Annotated in this window: 15 protein-coding genes; 13 read left to right on the forward strand and 2 right to left on the reverse strand. The window is 43.6% G+C overall.

Going from position 1 to position 17,812, the window contains the following annotated elements:
• The first annotated feature begins 85 nt into the window (after positions 1-85).
• Both L4D05_RS04945 and L4D05_RS04950 read left to right on the forward strand, forming a co-directional pair.
• Positions 86-583, forward strand: coding sequence for a tripartite tricarboxylate transporter TctB family protein (locus L4D05_RS04945; RefSeq protein ID WP_428793211.1), 498 nt, complete (start codon positions 86-88; stop codon positions 581-583).
• 8 nt (positions 584-591) lie between these two features.
• A complete protein-coding gene (locus L4D05_RS04950) occupies positions 592-2,118 on the forward strand; it encodes a tripartite tricarboxylate transporter permease (protein ID WP_428793212.1) in 1,527 nt (508 codons plus the stop codon).
• Positions 2,119-2,196: 78 nt separating this feature from the next.
• Here L4D05_RS04950 and L4D05_RS04955 read toward each other — a convergent pair whose 3' ends face one another.
• Both L4D05_RS04955 and L4D05_RS04960 read right to left on the reverse strand, forming a co-directional pair.
• Positions 2,197-4,695 (reverse strand): hybrid sensor histidine kinase/response regulator, encoded by a 2,499-nt coding sequence (locus tag L4D05_RS04955; protein WP_428793213.1) that lies wholly within the window; start codon positions 4,693-4,695, stop codon positions 2,197-2,199.
• A 258-nt stretch (positions 4,696-4,953) separates the two neighbouring features.
• Positions 4,954-5,589, reverse strand: a complete 636-nt coding sequence (locus tag L4D05_RS04960; RefSeq protein ID WP_428750865.1) for a hypothetical protein — start codon at positions 5,587-5,589, stop codon at positions 4,954-4,956.
• Between the two features lie 313 nt (positions 5,590-5,902).
• Between L4D05_RS04960 and L4D05_RS04965 the strand changes: the two genes are divergently transcribed.
• The 11 genes from L4D05_RS04965 to L4D05_RS05015 all read left to right on the forward strand — a co-directional run bounded on the left by L4D05_RS04965 (position 5,903) and on the right by L4D05_RS05015 (position 17,679).
• Positions 5,903-7,894: a type VI secretion system Vgr family protein gene (locus L4D05_RS04965; protein WP_428793214.1), complete on the forward strand. Its 1,992-nt coding sequence runs from the start codon at positions 5,903-5,905 to the stop codon at positions 7,892-7,894.
• A 3-nt stretch (positions 7,895-7,897) separates the two neighbouring features.
• A complete protein-coding gene (locus tag L4D05_RS04970) occupies positions 7,898-8,479 on the forward strand; it encodes a DUF6931 family protein (protein WP_428793215.1) in 582 nt (193 codons plus the stop codon).
• Entirely contained in the window at positions 8,476-8,778 is a 303-nt protein-coding gene (locus L4D05_RS04975; RefSeq protein ID WP_428793216.1) for a PAAR domain-containing protein, read from the forward strand. Before L4D05_RS04970 ends, L4D05_RS04975 begins: the two co-directional genes overlap by 4 nt.
• Positions 8,779-9,036: 258 nt before the next feature.
• Positions 9,037-10,368 carry a type VI secretion system protein TssA gene (locus L4D05_RS04980; RefSeq protein ID WP_428750873.1) on the forward strand — a complete coding sequence of 444 codons (1,332 nt, stop codon included), beginning with the start codon at positions 9,037-9,039 and terminating at the stop codon, positions 10,366-10,368.
• Positions 10,369-10,400: 32 nt separating this feature from the next.
• Entirely contained in the window at positions 10,401-10,922 is a 522-nt protein-coding gene (locus L4D05_RS04985; protein ID WP_428750875.1) for a type VI secretion system tube protein Hcp, read from the forward strand.
• Between the two features lie 20 nt (positions 10,923-10,942).
• Entirely contained in the window at positions 10,943-11,446 is a 504-nt protein-coding gene (gene tssB / locus L4D05_RS04990; protein WP_428750877.1) for a type VI secretion system contractile sheath small subunit, read from the forward strand.
• Positions 11,446-12,924 (forward strand): type VI secretion system contractile sheath large subunit, encoded by a 1,479-nt coding sequence (gene tssC, locus L4D05_RS04995; RefSeq protein WP_428793217.1) that lies wholly within the window; start codon positions 11,446-11,448, stop codon positions 12,922-12,924. Before tssB ends, tssC begins: the two co-directional genes overlap by 1 nt.
• A 64-nt stretch (positions 12,925-12,988) precedes the next feature.
• A complete protein-coding gene (locus L4D05_RS05000) occupies positions 12,989-14,395 on the forward strand; it encodes a type VI secretion system contractile sheath domain-containing protein (RefSeq protein ID WP_428793218.1) in 1,407 nt (468 codons plus the stop codon).
• Positions 14,392-14,814, forward strand: a complete 423-nt coding sequence (locus L4D05_RS05005) for a GPW/gp25 family protein (protein WP_428750882.1) — start codon at positions 14,392-14,394, stop codon at positions 14,812-14,814. The genes L4D05_RS05000 and L4D05_RS05005 overlap by 4 nt, the downstream gene beginning before the upstream one ends.
• Positions 14,807-16,567 (forward strand): type VI secretion system baseplate subunit TssF, encoded by a 1,761-nt coding sequence (gene tssF / locus L4D05_RS05010; protein WP_428750883.1) that lies wholly within the window; start codon positions 14,807-14,809, stop codon positions 16,565-16,567. Before L4D05_RS05005 ends, tssF begins: the two co-directional genes overlap by 8 nt.
• The gene (locus L4D05_RS05015; protein ID WP_428793219.1) at positions 16,558-17,679 is read left to right on the forward strand and encodes a type VI secretion system baseplate subunit TssG; all 1,122 of its coding nucleotides are present in this window, start codon (positions 16,558-16,560) and stop codon (positions 17,677-17,679) included. The genes tssF and L4D05_RS05015 overlap by 10 nt, the downstream gene beginning before the upstream one ends.
• The last annotated feature ends 133 nt before the right edge of the window (positions 17,680-17,812 follow it).

The raw sequence follows: 17,812 nt of genomic DNA on the forward strand, positions 1-17,812 counted from the left end.
GGGTCGAATGCCCATCGGCCCCTTATGGACGGCTTTTTCTTTGCTTCATTTTTGCAGTTTATTTGATTATTCGCTGGAGCCAGTTATGTCAAATTTCACCTTAAAAACGTTTACCAAGCAGAATTTACTCTGCCGTGACCGTATAGGTGCGATGATTTTTCTCATTTTATGTCTTGGATACGGATACCAAGCATCGCTTATTCCGATGTTTCCAGGAGATGAATACGAACCTTTCACCGCTCGTACATTGCCTACTATTCTCACCTTTATCGGTATTGGCTTATCTCTACTGCTACTCGTCACTGGACAACCTGATGAGAAAAAAGAATCTGAAGCCAATATGAATTGGCTCCTACTCGGTGGGTTTATCATCTTAATGGCACTGTATGGAATTGGGCTGACCTATTTGGGTTTTGTTCTCGCCACCGGTTTTTTCCTTATGTTCGGATTCTATCTACTGGGAGAACGACGTAAGAAAGTCCTGTTCGGCGCATCATTTCCTTTTGTGATCGCTTTCTATCTCATGCTGACTCAAGGCTTAGATATCTATCTTGAGCCAGGCATCATCTTTACTCTTTGGTAGGATCCATTATGTTAGACGGAATTTTACAAGGCTTATCGACAGCCATCATGCCAATGAACATCATGATGGTGATCGTTGGGTGTTTTGTGGGCACCTTTATCGGCATGCTACCGGGCTTAGGTCCTATCTCTGCTATCGCCCTAATGATCCCAATCACCTACGGACTAGACCCTTCTTCGGGGCTAATCCTTATGGCTGGCGTCTATTATGGTGCTGTTTTTGGTGGTTCAACCTCCTCCATTTTGATTAATGCTCCGGGTTGTTCATCAACAGTGGTAACCGCATTTGATGGCTACCCTATGGCGCAAAAAGGCCAAGCCGGAAAAGCGCTGGCACTCGCAGCCTACTCCTCTTTTACCGGTGGTACCCTTTCTGCCATCATGCTGTTGATCGCAGCCCCTGCATTAGCGCAAGTCTCACTTAGCTTCCAATCATCGGACTACTTTGCTCTTATGTTACTTGGACTTTCTGCTGTCGCCGCGTTTGCTGGTAAAGGGCAAGTCATTAAGGCTTGGATGATGACCATCTTAGGGCTAATGATTTCGACCGTTGGCATTGATAAAGGTGTGGGGGTTGAGCGCTTTACCTTTGGCTTAACTGATCTCATGGATGGCTTTAGCTTCCTGCTACTTGCCATGGCAACCTTTGCTCTTGGTGAAACGTTAATGGGCATTCTAAAACCCGAACAAGACACCAGAAGTGAAGAGCAAAACCTAATGAGCGACATTGGTAGCATGAAAGTGACCAAAGAAGAATTTAAAGAAGTGGCTCCTGTGTCCATTCGCTCTTCCATTCTTGGTTTCTTCACCGGTGTGTTACCAGGCGCTGGTGCCACAATCGCTGCCTTTTTATCTTATGGTATGGAGCGAAACCTAGCACCAAAAGAAAAGCGCGACGAATTCGGCAAAGGCAGTATCCGTGGGCTCGTTGCTCCGGAATCTGCAAACAATGCCGCCTCAAGTGGCTCGTTTGTTCCACTGCTCACTTTAGGTATTCCTGGTTCTGGTACGACAGCCATAATGCTAGGGGCGCTGATTGCCTATGGTATTCAACCCGGTCCTCGCCTTTTCGTTGAGCACCCTGACGTCTTTTGGTCTGTCATTATTTCAATGTACTTTGGTAACGTCGTGCTTGTCATACTGAATCTACCGTTGATTCCATATATATCTAAGCTACTCGCGGTACCAAGAACCGTTCTACTACCCATGATCATCTTTTTCTCAATCACTGGTGTCTACCTAGTTTCGTTCAATACCATGGATGTATTTATTATGATTCTTGTGGCGATGGCTGCCATTGCGTTGCGGTTAGCGAAGTTTCCGCTTGCGCCACTTTTACTAGGGTTTATCTTAGGTGGGCTAATGGAAGAAAATCTACGTCGCGCATTAATGATTGCAGATGGAGAGCTAAGCTTTTTATGGGATCGCCCTATCACATTCGCCTTTACCTCGTTGGCTGTCGCGGTTCTCATCGGCCCAGCAGTTATTTCACTCATTAAAAAGTTCTTCTACCAGCCCAAAAAGGTAGAGTCGTAAAACATAGAGCCTTCCCTGTCTCATTCTCGATAACAGGGAAGGCTCTACCTTTACGTTCATTGTTCTTGATTCTATTTACTAAGCTCGATTCTTCTGTTCATCTGGACAATTTTCATTTTCTATCGCGCAATGCGACAACCACTTATTAAGTACATCTCCTAACGCTTTCGAATTGATTGGTTTACTCACGTAATCGTCCATTCCCGCATCAAAACACTTGTCTCTATCTCCTTGCATCGCATTGGCCGTCATCGCGACAACCGGTATTTCATGGTTGATATTCTTATTACTGGTATCGCGAATGTGCTGGGTCGCTTCATAACCATCCATTTCTGGCATCTGACAATCCATGAACACCAAATCAAAATTAGCCTGACCTCGCAGTGCTGAGAGCGCTTCTAAACCATTTTTTGCCTTATCGACACGAATGCCATATTTTGCCAATAATGATTGCAGCACCACTTGATTCGTTGTGACATCGTCGACAATAAGAACATGCGCTTGATATTGTGTTTTTTTCGCGGGACTATGTCGGGTAACAAACGTTTCTTTCGGGCTTTGCTCATCCAACCCCGATACTTTTTCCAACACATTGAGCAGATCCGACTGCTGCATTGGCTTAGTTAAATAGCCACTAAATCCCGCACTTTGCAAACGCTTCGCATCCCCTCTTTGCGCGACTGAAGAAAACATAACCAGACGAATACCAGAAAGGCTTGTATCGGCAAAGATATGTTCTGCAAGCTGAATGCCATTCATATTAGGCATCTGATAATCCAAAACGGCGATAGTAAAAGGTTGTTTTTGTTTATTGGCTTGCGTTAGCGCGTGAAGTGCTTCTTCACCACTACTTGTCACTTGGTGGTCTATATTCCAGCATTTTAGTAACTGTGTAATCAAGTTACGGTTAGTCGCTATGTCATCAACGACCAGAATTCGTTGTTTTTGAAGGTCGCCTGTCGGTAAATAATCAATCGCTTTTTCAGATGAGTTTTCAAGCTTGAGAGTGAACCAAAACGTTGACCCTTGATTCGGTTGGCTGTATACCCCTATTTCGCCTTCCATCATTTCTGTTAATTTTTTGCTAATAGATAGTCCTAAACCTGTTCCACCATATTTGCGTGTTGTGGAGCTATCCGCTTGCGAAAAGCGTGAAAATAGCTTGTGTTGCTGTTCATCGCTGATCCCTATGCCCGTATCTTTAACTTCAAATAAAATGGTACTGTCTTTTTCGCGCCTTTCTTCGACACTGACATACACCGCCACCTCACCCTTCTCGGTAAATTTGATCGCGTTATTAATTAAATTATTCAATATTTGGCGTATACGTCCTGGGTCAGCGCGATAACATAACCCCATCACTGGGGTCGCGGGACACACCAGCTGAATTCCTTTTTGCTCTGCCGCGAAATAAAGCGTGCCACCAATATCCTCAACCACTTCACCCAAATCAAAATCCAGTAGCTCAAGGTCAATCTTACCTGCTTCTATTTTAGAGAAATCTAGGATGTCATTAATAATTGAGAGCAGTGACTCAGCACTATTTTTCGCGGTTTCCGTCATCCTTTGCTGCTGCTCATCCAACTTGGTATCTAATAGAAGATTCGTCATCCCAATAACGCCATTCATTGGTGTTCGAATCTCGTGACTCATTGTGGACAAAAAATCACTTTTCGCTAATGCCGCGGCTTCTGCTTTCTTTGTTTCCTCTTGCAATTTTTCATTGTAAATCCGCATTTTTTGGTCACTTTCAAGCAAACTTACTGCCATCTCTTTCAAACCACGGGCCAATTTAGCGACTTCATCTCGTCCATGTTGATTCGAGCCAACGCTGAGCATATCTAGCCCTTGTTCTAATTCACCAAGCGTCACTTTCTTGGTTGCGCTTAATAGTAAATACAGCCGCTGTTTTACTCGATTCGATGACCATATTGCTACGAATAATGACAATACGGCCGAAACAAGTGTCCCTGCGATGAGCACTAAGGTTGTTTGGCTCGCCGACCGTTCAGACTGCACACTTCGAATCGCAATCAGTTTGTTTTCCACTTCAATAAACCCGGCAATTTCTTTGCGGATTTCATCAATGATGTTTTTACCCGTTTCTTGCTGAATTAGCGTTATGACGCTCTGCATCTCAGCTAGTCCTTCTGAGACGCGGCGTCTTTGGGCAATTTCTTTTTCAGCCGCTTGCTCAAGCCATTGGTGATGCAGTTCATCAATCCCTTTCAGCTTTTCAACTTGGCTTGGATTATCACTGACTTGTTCAGACAAGATCTGTAACTTACCTTCCCAAATACTGAGTGATTGATGAAAAGGTTCCAAAAACAATTCATTGCCGGTAATTAAGAAACCGCGCTCTCCCGTTTCCATATCAACCGTGAGGCTTAATAACTCTTGAGCACGAGCAATAGCTTTATGAGTATGCGTCACCCAATGGCTATCATCGACCATTGATTGCGTATTCTCAAACACAGCAATTGATACTGCCAACATTAAGAAGACAGGGATGGAGAAACTTACTAGGAGTTTTTTTTGTATGGATATATTGTCAAACCAACTGTTTATTATAGACATTATAAAATCTTGCTTAATATCAATAGTAATTTCAGTCTAGGATATATCAGTGAGTTTTTTAGTTAATTGACTCAATTATACTCTCGCATTTACAATAACTACCGGTATGACAAAACGCCAATACCGTCAATACCGAGATAAATTTCCCTAACCTCTGACGTAATTCGATTAAAAGTGTCATCAGGGGTAGTAATAACGCCACTGCAACGGACGTGCATAAACCCACCCACTCAGTGACGCGTTCCATCACTGACGTTGTTAAGTTACATACTGAACCGAGCTGGGCTCCTTATAAATACAAACCACACCGAGTACATTTTTATCTGAGTCTTGATATTGAGCAAACACCTCCCACAAATTGTTTTTCCTTTGCCCCATAATCGTTACCGACGTACCAGGTGCGTACGTCGCGCCATCACTCACATTGCCCCGCCCAAACGAAACTTCATAGCTTTGCGCCATATGTTGTTGAACTTCAGGTCCATGTACGGTATCCGTGGGTTGGATATGAGTGAACTCAATGCCATCTTTGTTCTTTCTTACCGCAAATGTGCAACCTGATAGCTGAGTCGTACATAAAAAATTAGATGTATTGTAGCTATTTACCCGTACAAATGAATCGGAAGTAAGTTTATCGAAAGAAGTGACCGGTATATGAATACAACTTACAGGCCCTCTCGTTGTTCCATAATCCATTGTCGAAAAACGACGACGAACTTCCTTACTTGCCATCCCTTTAATTCTTCCAAATGAACTATATCCAGTATCGGATAAATAATACTGAACCGCTTTTACCTTGCTACCAGCACCAGAAATGGTGATAGGCACACGATTTAAAAACTCTTCTAAGTCGCTATGCATCAGTTCGTAAGCATTTTGTAATGACAGTGGCATACCTATTCCTTATAAGCCTATTACTTCTCATGAATTAACCCTGTAATTAAAGCACGATTTAACTTACAGAATTAAAGGCAAACAAATTATGTGACATATTTCCAAACATCAATGAAACAGCATGTGTAATTTAAGTGGTACCTGTGCGGTGGCAAGAACCATAAGGGATTAACCTAGGCATTTGCCCTTAATGATTGTACGGCTACTGCCTAGCTTTCTAGATATAGCTCACAATCTCCATTTCATTTCACTATTTAATTAACTAGATGCTAATCTTAGATAATTATCAAGTGGTTAAATCAGGGAATATGATATGGCCGAACCGTATTTAGCGTCGACCAATGAATTGACAGCCAAAGACTATCAAAACAATGAATACCTCGTTTCGGAAGCTGCTGTCCAAGAGTCTTTTTTTGAGCCCTATAAAATCACATTGACCTTATACGCTAAAGGATTAACCGCCAGTGACCAGCTCGGTCAAAAAATGACGCTTAATCGGTACATTTTCGAGTCTGGTAAACAAAAACTCATCCGTAGTTTTAATGGTTATATCACCAATATTATTAATAATGGTTACGACGAAACAAAACAATATGCCTCCTACTCAATCACCTTACGCCCTTGGTTTTGGCTTCTAAAACTCACCGAGAATAGCCGAGTTTTCCAAAATAAAAGCACCAAAGATATTGTGTCATCTATCTTCTCTGATGCTGGTTTTAGTAGCTTATACTCGGCTAATGCCTTGCCTGCGACCAAAAGGGAGTATTGCATTCAATACAATGAATCAGACTATGATTTTGTCTGCCGTCTCCTCGCTCAAGAAGGCATTCAGTTTTTCTTTGAACAGACGGAGTCCGATCATAAGCTCATTCTACAAGACGCTGAAAAGCCATTTACCAAAGCAGACATCAATAAGTTTGACATGGCCTCGGAGCCCTCTGGCAATAACCCTTTGCTCCAGTCGTGGCAATCTTCCCACCAATTTCATGCCGCAAGTATTGAGCTCACTAACTATGACTATAGCCAATCTAAGTTAATCAGTAGTAAAGCAAATAAAACAACCAATACCGTCGCCAATAACAGCAAATTATCTCTCACCCATTTCGCCAGTGAATCGATTACTGGCGATATGACGGACTTAACAACAATCGTGAAAAAGCGCGCTGAATCTATGCAGAGTCACTACAGCCAAGTAGTGACTAGCAGTAACACTGACGCATTTTATGTCGGTCAATACTTTTCACTATCTAGCCATGCCGATAGTAACCAACTCGGCGACTACCTTGTTGTAAAACAAACGATCCACTACCACTCTGGAAATGGCGGACAGGGTGATTGTAAAAGCGAGGTGGTGGTCATCCCCAATGCCACACCATTCCTACCGAGCCCTATCTCTAAGCCCCAAATCCAAGGCTTACAAAGTGCTGTTGTCGCAGGATCAACTCAAGGTGAAATCAATCAAGACGAACAAGGTCGAGTCAAAATACTATTCCAATGGGATAGCGAAACTAGCGGCGATAGCACAAGCTGTTACGTTCGAGTCGCCCAGCTTATGGCAGGCAAAGGCTATGGCAGTCAGTTTATTCCCAGAACCGGACAAGAAGTCTTAGTGAGCTTCCTGAATGGTGACCCAGACGCACCAGTGATCACAGGTTCAGTCTATAACAGCCAGCACTCCCCCCCCTACAAAGAAGCCAATGCAACAAAGTCTGGAGTAAAATCCATGCTCAGTGGCGAAAGCAACGAATGGTACTTTGACGATAAAAAAGACAACGAATTATTCTATCAGCACGCAGCAAAGGACTTCACGCTCGAAGTAGAGAACAACCTTACCGCAACCATTAAGGGCGAAGTGGCTTACAAAGCCACCAAGCAAGTGACCTATACCGCTGAAGATGCGATGACGTTTACTGTGACAAAAGCACTCAGTTCTAAAGGCAAAACGGTGACCATAGAAGGTGAGGACTATTTAGAGTTAAAAGTGGGTTCGAGCAAAATAACCATTAGCTCTTCCGCCATAAAAATTGAATCCAGCGCAATAGATATCAAGGCTTCGAACGGCCTAACATTAAGCGGTATGACATTAGATGCCAAAGGGTCAACGTCTGCAAAACTTTCGGCGGCCTCAGTCACTGTTGACGCTTCAGGGAGTGGGACAATCAAAGGGGCGAGCTTAACCCTAGATGCCCAAACTACGTTGACGGCACAAGCGAAACTGTCAGCTGACTTTAAATCAAATTTAAAAGCTTCAATTAATGGCGCGGTCATGACCGAAGTTAAAGGCGCGATCGTAAAGGTGAATTAGACGATGAATTTACAAGTTGAGTACAAAAAAATCCCATACGTCAGTGCAGAGCAAATACTTCCTTTGTTCACACCGTCGGAAGATATTGCTAGCGTCATCACCAATACAGCCACTATTCGAGACGTTATCAATGAACTGGAACAACAATCGTTATACTTCGATCTTGTCCAGTTTCTAGCGCATGCATTACCAGTTCGCGAAGCGCTGTTATGGTCTTATCTATGCGTCGAAATTAGACACGATGTTTGGAGTACGACACAAGGGTCATGTCTTGCTGCCTGCAAGCAATGGATATTTGAACCTTCTGAAGAAGCCCGTCGTCGCTGCGAACTCTTTGCCAACCGACTAGAGCTGCAATGTGCCCCTTCTTGGCTTGCGCAAGGCGTCTTTTGGAATGGAGCGGGAAGTATTGTTTCCCCTGAACTCCCGAGTGTATTACCCGATCCAAAACTGTATGCAAAAGCATGTTCTGGCGCAATAAATATGGCGGCAGCCATGCCTGAATGGAGTGGTCAACTTGCTTACTACAAACAAGCTGTTAAATTTGCTCTCAATATTGCCAATGGAGGCTTAGGAAACGAATGACATTGCCCGCATCGCGCATGACCGACATGCATGTTTGCCCAATGCAAACACCTGCCGTTCCACCAATCCCTCATGTGGGAGGCCCCATTATTGGCCCGGGTGTACCCACTGTCCTAATCGGAAATATGCCTGCATCAGTGATGGGAGATATGTGCACATGTGTCGGCCCACCTGACTCTATCATTAAAGGCAGCGCAACGGTGCTGATATCAAATCGACCCGCTGCGAGGTTAGGAGACTCGACCTCCCATGGCGGTACAATAGTCGTAGGAATGCCCACCGTATTAATAGGTGGGTAAATCCTCATCAACGGGCAGATAAAGCCTTGTTTTTAGTCATGTTATTAACATTCCCTATGTGACATTGCTCTAAAAACCGCCTTGTAATGCGCAGTTATTACAATTTCTATTCTTTTTTCGAGACTTTTCCCAAATCACTTCTACTATTAGCTTAATAATGTAATAGCTTTGTTAATACTTTTGATAATAGTTGCACCCTATTGCTAAGTCTAAAGTTTAATTAACGATGTTTAAGTGAAACATTGTCAAAGGAATGACATGAATAGTTTTGAAAACCTCATCGCTCCAATTTCTGCCACAGCTCCGACTGGTAGCTACCTAAAACTGGACCGAACTGAATATCGAGCAATCAGAAACCAATACAACGCATCTTTGTCGTCTTTTAGACAATTAATTGAAACGGCAGAAGCATTTAATGACGCTGATTTAGTGGAGACTAACCGCCACAATTGGTCAACATTCCGAGACACTGTTGAGTTGGCACTGTGTCAGAAAACGAAAGATCTTGAATTATTAAGTTGGTATATCACGACCCTAGTCTTCAGCAACAATCCTCTTTCTGAACTGGCTAATGGATTTAACCTATTAACGACTTACCTCGACAATTTTTGGGACTCGCTTCACCCAACATTGCCGGATAACAAACTCAACTCAGACTCCGATGAAGCCCAACAAAAAGAACGAGCAGAGTTTAGGATTAAGCCGTTACTGCAATTTATAGGCGATGCTCCAGACGCTGGCGCTCTATTTATGCCAGCTCAATTCGTCAGCCTTATTGGCGACATTAACTATTCCTCCTACCTTCACGCCGAAAAGACTGGCTCACTTGAGCAGTTAAAAACGCAGGCCCATGCGCAGTTGGACGACTCAGTGAAGGACAACATTGATGCTTTGAATACTATTTTGGCGGAACTATCACGATTGGATTCATCGCTAGAAGCACACTGTTTAAAAGCGCAAATCACCCCAATTAGCGTCAACTACTTAAAAGACATTTTTCAAGCACAACTTCATGCATTACGAGTTTTAGTCGGAGACAAACATAATTTGTGGGCAACGGAAACCCAAACCGTGACTCCAACTCCCTCTACAGCAAAGCCAATTACGGAAAATCCTGGTGACACCGCCCCATCAGAAAGCGGTTTCTCTGCTCCTAATCAATCGTCTCCCGGACACTCCGAGCAAGCTCTAGCTTCTGATGTGCAAATCCATAATCGAGAGCAAGCCTTCAAACAGCTCAGTGAACTGGCGGCGTATTTTAGAACAACCGAACCACATAGCCCTACATCATACTTATTAGAGCGCGCTATCCAGTGGGGACACTTATCGCTACCGGAGCTCATGACCGTACTCATGGGGCACGACCAATCTGCCTTAAATCATATTGATGCGCTGATCGGCGTTAACGATAAGCCAATCGAACTCACGGCACTATCGACGCAAAGCCAAGCGCATAATGTCACAGAAAGTATTTCAACAGCGACAGACGTAAGTCCCAATCACGATGCAGTTGGCTCAGCATCGACAAACAATAAACCCGAAGAAAACCCAGCCAATAAAACGTCTGAAATTTCAGACTTCAATTGGTAATTGTTTTAAGCGAAACGCTAAGGAGAAAACAAATGGCTTCAATTTTTATGAGAATCGACGGAACAAAACCAAAAGGTGCTGCAACTATTGAAAAAATCGGAGGCAAGGACGGCTTCTTCTCTATTAACAACGTGTCATGGGGTGCGGTACGTGGCGTCGGCATCGACGTGGGCAACGCCAACAACGCTGACCAAGGTATGGTCGCTCTCGGTGAAATTTCAATAGGTCGTGGTTGCGATGGAGCCACCCCCTATTTGACCACATTCCTTTATGCTCCTGGACCTGAAGGGAAGACCATTGAAATCGTTATGACTAAACCGAACCGTGATGGTTCAGGTGCAGATCCATACCTAATTTTAACACTCAAAGAAGCTCGAATGTCTAGCTATACCATGACAGGGACTGATGGTTCATTACCTAGCGAAACCTTTGCGCTTACCTATACAGAAATCTCCAAAGCGTACTACATCGAAGGAGAAGGCGGAAAAATAGAGAAAGGTCCAGAAGTCGGCTTTGATGCAACACAGGCGAAAGTCACTTCTACGGCAAGCTAATTTAATCAAGGAGAGATGTTGTGGCACTAAATTCTCAGCATAAGCGCGTTAGTAAAAACCGCGTAAGTATCACCTATGACGTCGAAACAAATGGCGCAGTCGAAACCAAAGAGCTTCCCTTCGTAGTAGGCGTCATCGGCGACTATTCGGGACACAAAGCAGATAAAGAAGATGTTGAAGATCGCACGTTTTATAACGTAGACAAAGATAACTTCGACACCGTCATGAAACGCGTGGGCCCCGAGCTTTCAATGAAAGTGGACAACGTACTCGCTGATGACGACAGTCAATTTGAAGCTAGCCTCACCTTCAACTCAATGAAAGACTTTGAGCCAGAAGCCATTATCGACCAAGTAGAACCACTAAAAAAACTAGTGGAAACACGTAATCAGTTAAAGGTCCTATTGTCAAAAGCTGACCGCTCTCGAGATCTTGAAAAACTACTTAAGGAAGTACTGCAAAGCGCCGACACCATCAGCGCACTTTCAGACGAGCTGGGTATTAAAAAAGAGGGAGATGAATAATGAGCACTGAAGCAGACGTTCAAGGCCAAAGTGCCGCCGCAGAAGGTTCATTGAGCTTTCTCGACCGAGCAATTGAAGCCACAGTACAAACACCAGCAGATACAACTAAAGAACTGTTTTCAGTATTGGCGCAACAAGCCTTATCTGGAACGGTGACTTGGGATAAAAATCTCACTAAAACCATTGAAAACGCCATCGGCGAAATTGATAAAAAACTATCAAAACAGCTTTCGACAGTCATGCAACAAGACGACTTTCAAAAACTTGAAGGTTCGTGGCGTGGACTGCAAAAAATGGTTAAGGAAAGCGACCTCGGCCGCTCACTTAAAATTAAGATGGTCGATTTCACGCAAGAAGAGCTATTAGAGCAATTTGAAGACGCCCCTGCTATTGATCGCAGCCCACTATTTAACTCCTTATACCAAGGCGAGTATGGTACTGCTGGTGGCGAACCATACGGCACATTTATAGGCGACTATGAATTTAGCGCTAAAGATGAAGACGTCGCCCTATTAAGGTATATGGGTGAGGTTGCCGCGGCCTGCCACGCTCCTTTTGTGGCAGCAGCTAACGCGCAAATGTTCGAATTCAACAGTTTTTCTACTTTCGATGAAGGTAAACCCGTTGCCGCTGGTTTTGATTCGCCCGCCTATGCAGCATGGAACTCGTTTAGAGAAAGTGATGATGCTCGCTACGTGACTCTCACCCTTCCGCGAACACTCGCTCGCCTGCCATACGGTAGTAAAGGACTGAGTACTAATGTCTTTGCCTATGAAGAACTTGATACCGATATGGATGGTAACCCGAATCCAAAAGGTAACAATGAACTTGTATGGTCTAATGCCGCGTATGACCTGGGTTTAAAAATGACTCAAGCCTTTACCGCTTATGGTTGGTGTACTGCGATTCGCGGCTTGGACAATGGTGGTAAAGTTGAGAATCTACCAAACCTCACCTACAAAACGGAAGCTGGCGATCTCATTCAGCAATGTCCAACGGAAGTTAATTTAACCGACGAGCGTGAAAAAGAGCTTAGCGATTTAGGTTTCTTGCCTGTTGTCCATTACAAAAACACCAATTACGGTGTATTTATCGGCGGACAAACAACACAAAAGCCAAAAACTTATACAGACCCAGAAGCGACATCGAATGCAGCAATATCAGCCCGACTCCCTTACATCATGGCCAGTGGACGTATTGCTCACTATCTAAAAGTCATGGGACGAGACAAGTTAGGCTCAAACCTTGAAGCTAACGATGTTCAAAGAGAGTTACAGCTCTGGATCGACCAATACACTAACGCTGGTGCTATTGGTAACGATGCAAGAGCAAGAACGCCTCTTGCTGAATCGCGTATCCAAGTGGTCGAACAACCTGGAAAACCGGGCGCATACTCTGCTATTGCGCACCTAAGACCATGGTTGCAGCTCGAAGAGCTCACCACTTCAGTTCGCATGGTTGCGAAGATACCTGGATAGGTCCATAAGCCGTAGTGTTTATTCACTACGGCTTTCTTCCTATCTGTTGTAATTGCTGTAGTAGTTGATGACGATGTTTAAATCAGACTGGCAAAATAAATTTAACGCTCTGGATCCTAACAAGCATACGTTCTTGCGTGATGCCGTATTACTGATCTCTGAATTAGTGCCGCTAAAAGAACTGAGCGAGAACCATAGAAAACCAAACATTACCTCTATCGTCAGTGCACTCATTTTGGAATTAGACCGACGCCTATCTAAACAGCTCGATACCGTACTTCACCACCCTGACTTTCAATCTTTGGAATCTAATTGGAGACAAGTTCAATACCTTTGCCACCAGCCAGTAAGCCGTCAGAGAACTAAACTCAAGTTACTTGATATGAACTGGCAGGAGGTATCTAAAGACCTCAATCAATCATACTCAATAAAACAAACACGCTTATTTAATTTTATCGGTAACCACGAACTTAATACACTCGGTGGGCAGCCTTTTGGTTGCATCGCTTTTACAGAACCCGTTTCGATGGATTTGAGCCTCAATAGTGATTTCGATGACATGTATACACTTGGTCTCATCAGCCAGCTTGGCGAACAAACATTATGCCCGATGTTGAGCTCCCCTAATCGACAGTTTTTCTCTGATACCGGCGCCGACTGGCTGACCAATACCACGAGAATAAAAAAGATACTTCAAAGCCCCGACTACATCGCTTGGCAAGAGCTCCGCATGATGCCCAGCGCTCGTTTTCTTGGTTTGGCGATTCCAAGCATCAAGCTACGAGAACGCTACAACCATCGCCGAGCTGGCTTTCTCTATCAAGAAAGCGCCGAAACACTTTGGGGCACGGCATGCATTGCTTTCCTAGGTATTATCATGAGGGAGCATCACAGAATCGGCTGGTTTGGCTTTCTCAAAGCTCGCTGGAACGACCGAAATCAAGGCTCTGTCATTAGTTGGGACGGCGGTGAACAAAGTGACATGTACCAAGAATGCGATACCTATTTGTTTGGCAAAATTGCGACCTTTTACTCCAATCAAGGGTTTGTCCCACTCACTCGTAATAACCTAACCGGAAAGCTCCTATTTAATGGCAACAACTCGGTATGGGCACCAAAGGATAATGATAACGACAAAGTGCTGGCTCAACTGCAGACGACGCTTATGTGCTGTCGCATCGCTCATTATTTGAAAGTTCAAGTCAGAGAAATGATCGGTAGCTTTACTGACATTCGTGAGTGTGAGCAATTTCTTCGTAACTGGATTGAAAAGTTTTCTAGTAATGTGAGCTATGCCAATGAAGAAACCCTCGCCAAGTATCCCTTGAGCAAAGCACACGTTTCCATCAACGAATCACGCACTAATCCCGGACATTTTTCTTGTACCCTTAAAATCGTTCCTCAGTACCAGTTTGACCATTTTAATGGCGAAGTTGTCCTCACCACAGAGCTTGGGGAGATGATGAAATGACCTTCTATCAAGCGTTTATTAGCCCAAACGACTCTAGCAAAGACGATGAGTTAGAAGACATTCGTTATCATCTGACCAAACTATTAGAATCAGAGGCGCCTCTCGTTGCGATATCTAGCTATTACAAAGCGATCCGTCGCTCAAATTACGCCTTTGGAATAACCGATGTACAGCTACTCAACGCCAATCTTGACCAAGCACAACTCGCAAAACGGCTCGAATCTTGGCTAGTCACGTTCGAGCCAAGACTTTCTGATGTAAGCGTAGAAATGGTTGAACGCAGAGAGGGATGCAATTCGATTTTATTTACGATTATCGCTCGCTATGCCAGTAAGAAAGGCACGAAAACACTCATCTTTGATTCAAAAATAGCGTTAAGCGACTTCAGTGCGCAGCTCTCAGAGGAAGATTATGACTGACCCATTACTTCGTTATTATGAAAGAGAGCTCACCTTTTTAAGAAGAGCATTAGGGCACTACTCTGATGAACATTCTCAATTTGCTTCGGCTCTCAATCTTCATCAAGGGCAAATCGAAGACCCGAGTATCGCGCGCCTATTGGATGGCGTCGCCTTACTCAACGCCAAAACTGAAATGGCGCTAAAAAACCAGATACCCAGTATTGTAGAAAGCATTATCAACGTCATCTACCCTTCACTGAGTCAGGCGACGCCAAGTGTCGGTTACGCTGAATTAACAACATCAGATCCTATCACTGAGCCCTGCCAGCTTCCTAAAGGAAGCCGTTTGGCATCCACTGTTGGAGCACGTGAATGTTTATTTCAAACCGTTGATACTTTACATATTAACCCATTCACTATTGACGACGTCATCGCATCAACTGCACCCTTTCCAATCAAAAAACCAGAACACGCCGATCTCGCTAATGGCTTGCTACAAATTAAATTGACGACCGGTGATAGCGATACGTTGTTCTCAATGCTCAATTGCCAAGAGTTTGAGTTTTTTGTCAAAGGCTTTGCTAATAACGCAGAATCCCTCATTGAGATGTTGTTGGCAAACGGTTTGGCAATTTCAATATCGGATAGCAAAGGAAATACACACGCACAAATTGAACAAAGCTGCCTTAGTAATCGAGTATGCGACCCCACTTTTCATTTCTTGCCGCAAAAGGGTCAGCAGTTTGATGGCTACCAAATGATTAGAGAATTTTTCTTATTTAAAGAAAAGCGACAATTTTTCCAATTAGCTCGCTTTAAGCAAGCAATGACAAAAATTGATGACAGCGATGTTTTTATCAATTTTTTCCTCACCGACATCCCTGCAGAGTTTTTAAGGCTCTTTAATACTGATGTCATTAAACTCAATGTTGTTCCAATTATTAACTTATTCACCCAAACAAGTGAACCCATTGACCTAGATGGAAGAAAACTAGCATACCCCATTGCTGCTGATGCATTTAATGACTCCCCGACCGAAATTATCGATGTCCTTTCTGTTCGACAAATTACCTCTTATGGTGATAAAACGCTCACACCTATGTTCGGTGAAAAATATCATCAAAAAAACAGTGATAGAAACCAGGTTCCCGTCTATTGGGAGGCAAAGAAGAACTTAGAGAAACAATTTGAACTGGTCGTTTCTAATGCTAACTATCACAATGAAAAAGCGATTTTAGTGGCGAGCTTACTATCAAGTAACGGTAAGCTAGCTTGTAGTGTATCGGGTGAGCTTGATTCATTAGAAAACATCGATCTACCCGGTGCGCTGACTTTGCTGTATCCCCCTTCCGCTCCAGTGGAAATAGAAACCAGTGAAGACAACCTGAGTCAGGTCATTGCCTTACTTTGTTGCAACTTCAATTCATTACTTCGTAGCGAAGACCCGACAAAGCAGCTAAAGGATATGTTCAAACTATTCTCCTGTGATGCAAAGGACTTAGATGAAATTAACACTATCCACAATATCAACTTCAAAACCCAAGTCTCGACGCTTCGCGTACACAATAAAAATATTTTCGTTCCCGGTACTGAAATCTACCTAGAGCTAAACACCGATATGCCACACCATGCATTTACTCTGGTAGTTAATGAATTCTTTAAGCAGTTTTGTAGTTTTGATCGTTATGTTCAACTTCACGTAAGTCAGTACGGTAAGCAGCACCACGGAATCACATTTCCAAAAGCGCATGGAGGGCAGTTATGTCTGTGAGCAATAACATGACGGTACATAAAGTCATGTCTCTTGAGCAAACAACATCAAGCGTGGGTACTCCGCTTAGTCCCCCAGCGTCGAATAGAGCGGATAGATACCTCATTGATGCCCTACACAATGACCCTCAAAGTTTTGACTTTACCCAAGTGGTCAGATTGCTCACTGCACACCATAATCACCCTGTAAAACAAAGTCGCCTTGTAAAACTTAGTGACTCTGTAAAGCATAATCACCCCGTAAAAAGTAGTCAGCCTGAAAAACGTGGCAACCGATTATCAATACATTACCAAGCCGCAGCGATGCCAGATGGAGACACACATGAGATTTACTCCGTAGACTCCGATCATAATGGTATTCATCTTACCCTCGCAATGTCAGCACTTTCTGGAGTAAAAGGCGTCATTCCAGACTATATCTACGAAGAGCTATTAACATCGTTACATCAAGAAGAAAGCGGACTACAAGCATTCTTAGATATTTTCAATCACCGCTTTTTTGAAATTACTTACTCATTGCGCACTCAGCGTTGGCTGCTTTTGCAACAAGAACAAGATGCGCACATTTACGACAGACTCGCGAAAATATCTGGATTACCAAGTCACGCTAAGTCGCTATTTCGATACACCCTTTTATTTGGTCAAAATTCACGAAACCTGAATGTACTTAGTCAAATATTAAATGACTACTTTGAACTCCAAATTCACGTGGGGGTTATTCACTCAGAAAAAAGAAAACTGCCAACAAATGCTCAATCTACTATCGCAAAGGCAGCAAATCTTCGAAACAACAACGCATTAGGCCAAGGCTTACTGTTAGGGAGCCAATGTGAGGTACCAAACAGCGGAATCCAAGTTTACATCGAACCTATCGATAGACAACAAGTGAAACAATTACGCTCTGATCATCGCTTAGCAAGCGCGGTCAAAGACATCGTCAGGCATTACCTAAAAGATGATACTCCAGTCATGGTGTATTTACTTATTCTTCGGCGATATTTAGGTTCTCCGATACTCAGTCACCAGCAGCAAAATGCTGCGAGGCTCGGTGAGGTAGATTGCCTCGCACCAGAACGATTTCCTGATAAAAAAGTAAAAATACGCTTACGGTAAGCAAACACACGACAAATTAAAGATACGCAGGCTAGCCTTTGCCACATAAAGGCCTAGTCGGTTTAGAAAGGCCGTATTTGGCATAAATAGACCGACTATAGCTAAAAAGAATAATGAGAATACAAGGAAGGAT

The sequence above is a fragment of the Vibrio nomapromontoriensis genome (assembly GCF_050337205.1).
Taxonomy (GTDB): domain Bacteria; phylum Pseudomonadota; class Gammaproteobacteria; order Enterobacterales; family Vibrionaceae; genus Vibrio; species Vibrio nomapromontoriensis.

What these genes read in the sequence shown, in the direction of transcription:
- L4D05_RS05005 (WP_428750882.1), top strand. Translation starts at nt 14,392, where the DNA reads ATGACCTTCTATCAAGCGTTTATTAGCCCAAACGACTCTAGCAAAGAC.
- L4D05_RS04970 (WP_428793215.1), top strand. Translation starts at nt 7,898, where the DNA reads ATGAATTTACAAGTTGAGTACAAAAAAATCCCATACGTCAGTGCAGAG.
- L4D05_RS04945 (WP_428793211.1), top strand. Translation starts at nt 86, where the DNA reads ATGTCAAATTTCACCTTAAAAACGTTTACCAAGCAGAATTTACTCTGC.
- L4D05_RS05015 (WP_428793219.1), top strand. Translation starts at nt 16,558, where the DNA reads ATGTCTGTGAGCAATAACATGACGGTACATAAAGTCATGTCTCTTGAG.
- L4D05_RS04950 (WP_428793212.1), top strand. Translation starts at nt 592, where the DNA reads ATGTTAGACGGAATTTTACAAGGCTTATCGACAGCCATCATGCCAATG.
- tssF (WP_428750883.1), top strand. Translation starts at nt 14,807, where the DNA reads ATGACTGACCCATTACTTCGTTATTATGAAAGAGAGCTCACCTTTTTA.
- tssC (WP_428793217.1), top strand. Translation starts at nt 11,446, where the DNA reads ATGAGCACTGAAGCAGACGTTCAAGGCCAAAGTGCCGCCGCAGAAGGT.
- L4D05_RS04965 (WP_428793214.1), top strand. Translation starts at nt 5,903, where the DNA reads ATGGCCGAACCGTATTTAGCGTCGACCAATGAATTGACAGCCAAAGAC.
- L4D05_RS04960 (WP_428750865.1), bottom strand. Translation starts at nt 5,589, where the DNA reads ATGCCACTGTCATTACAAAATGCTTACGAACTGATGCATAGCGACTTA.
- L4D05_RS04980 (WP_428750873.1), top strand. Translation starts at nt 9,037, where the DNA reads ATGAATAGTTTTGAAAACCTCATCGCTCCAATTTCTGCCACAGCTCCG.
- L4D05_RS04985 (WP_428750875.1), top strand. Translation starts at nt 10,401, where the DNA reads ATGGCTTCAATTTTTATGAGAATCGACGGAACAAAACCAAAAGGTGCT.
- L4D05_RS04975 (WP_428793216.1), top strand. Translation starts at nt 8,476, where the DNA reads ATGACATTGCCCGCATCGCGCATGACCGACATGCATGTTTGCCCAATG.
- L4D05_RS04955 (WP_428793213.1), bottom strand. Translation starts at nt 4,695, where the DNA reads ATGTCTATAATAAACAGTTGGTTTGACAATATATCCATACAAAAAAAA.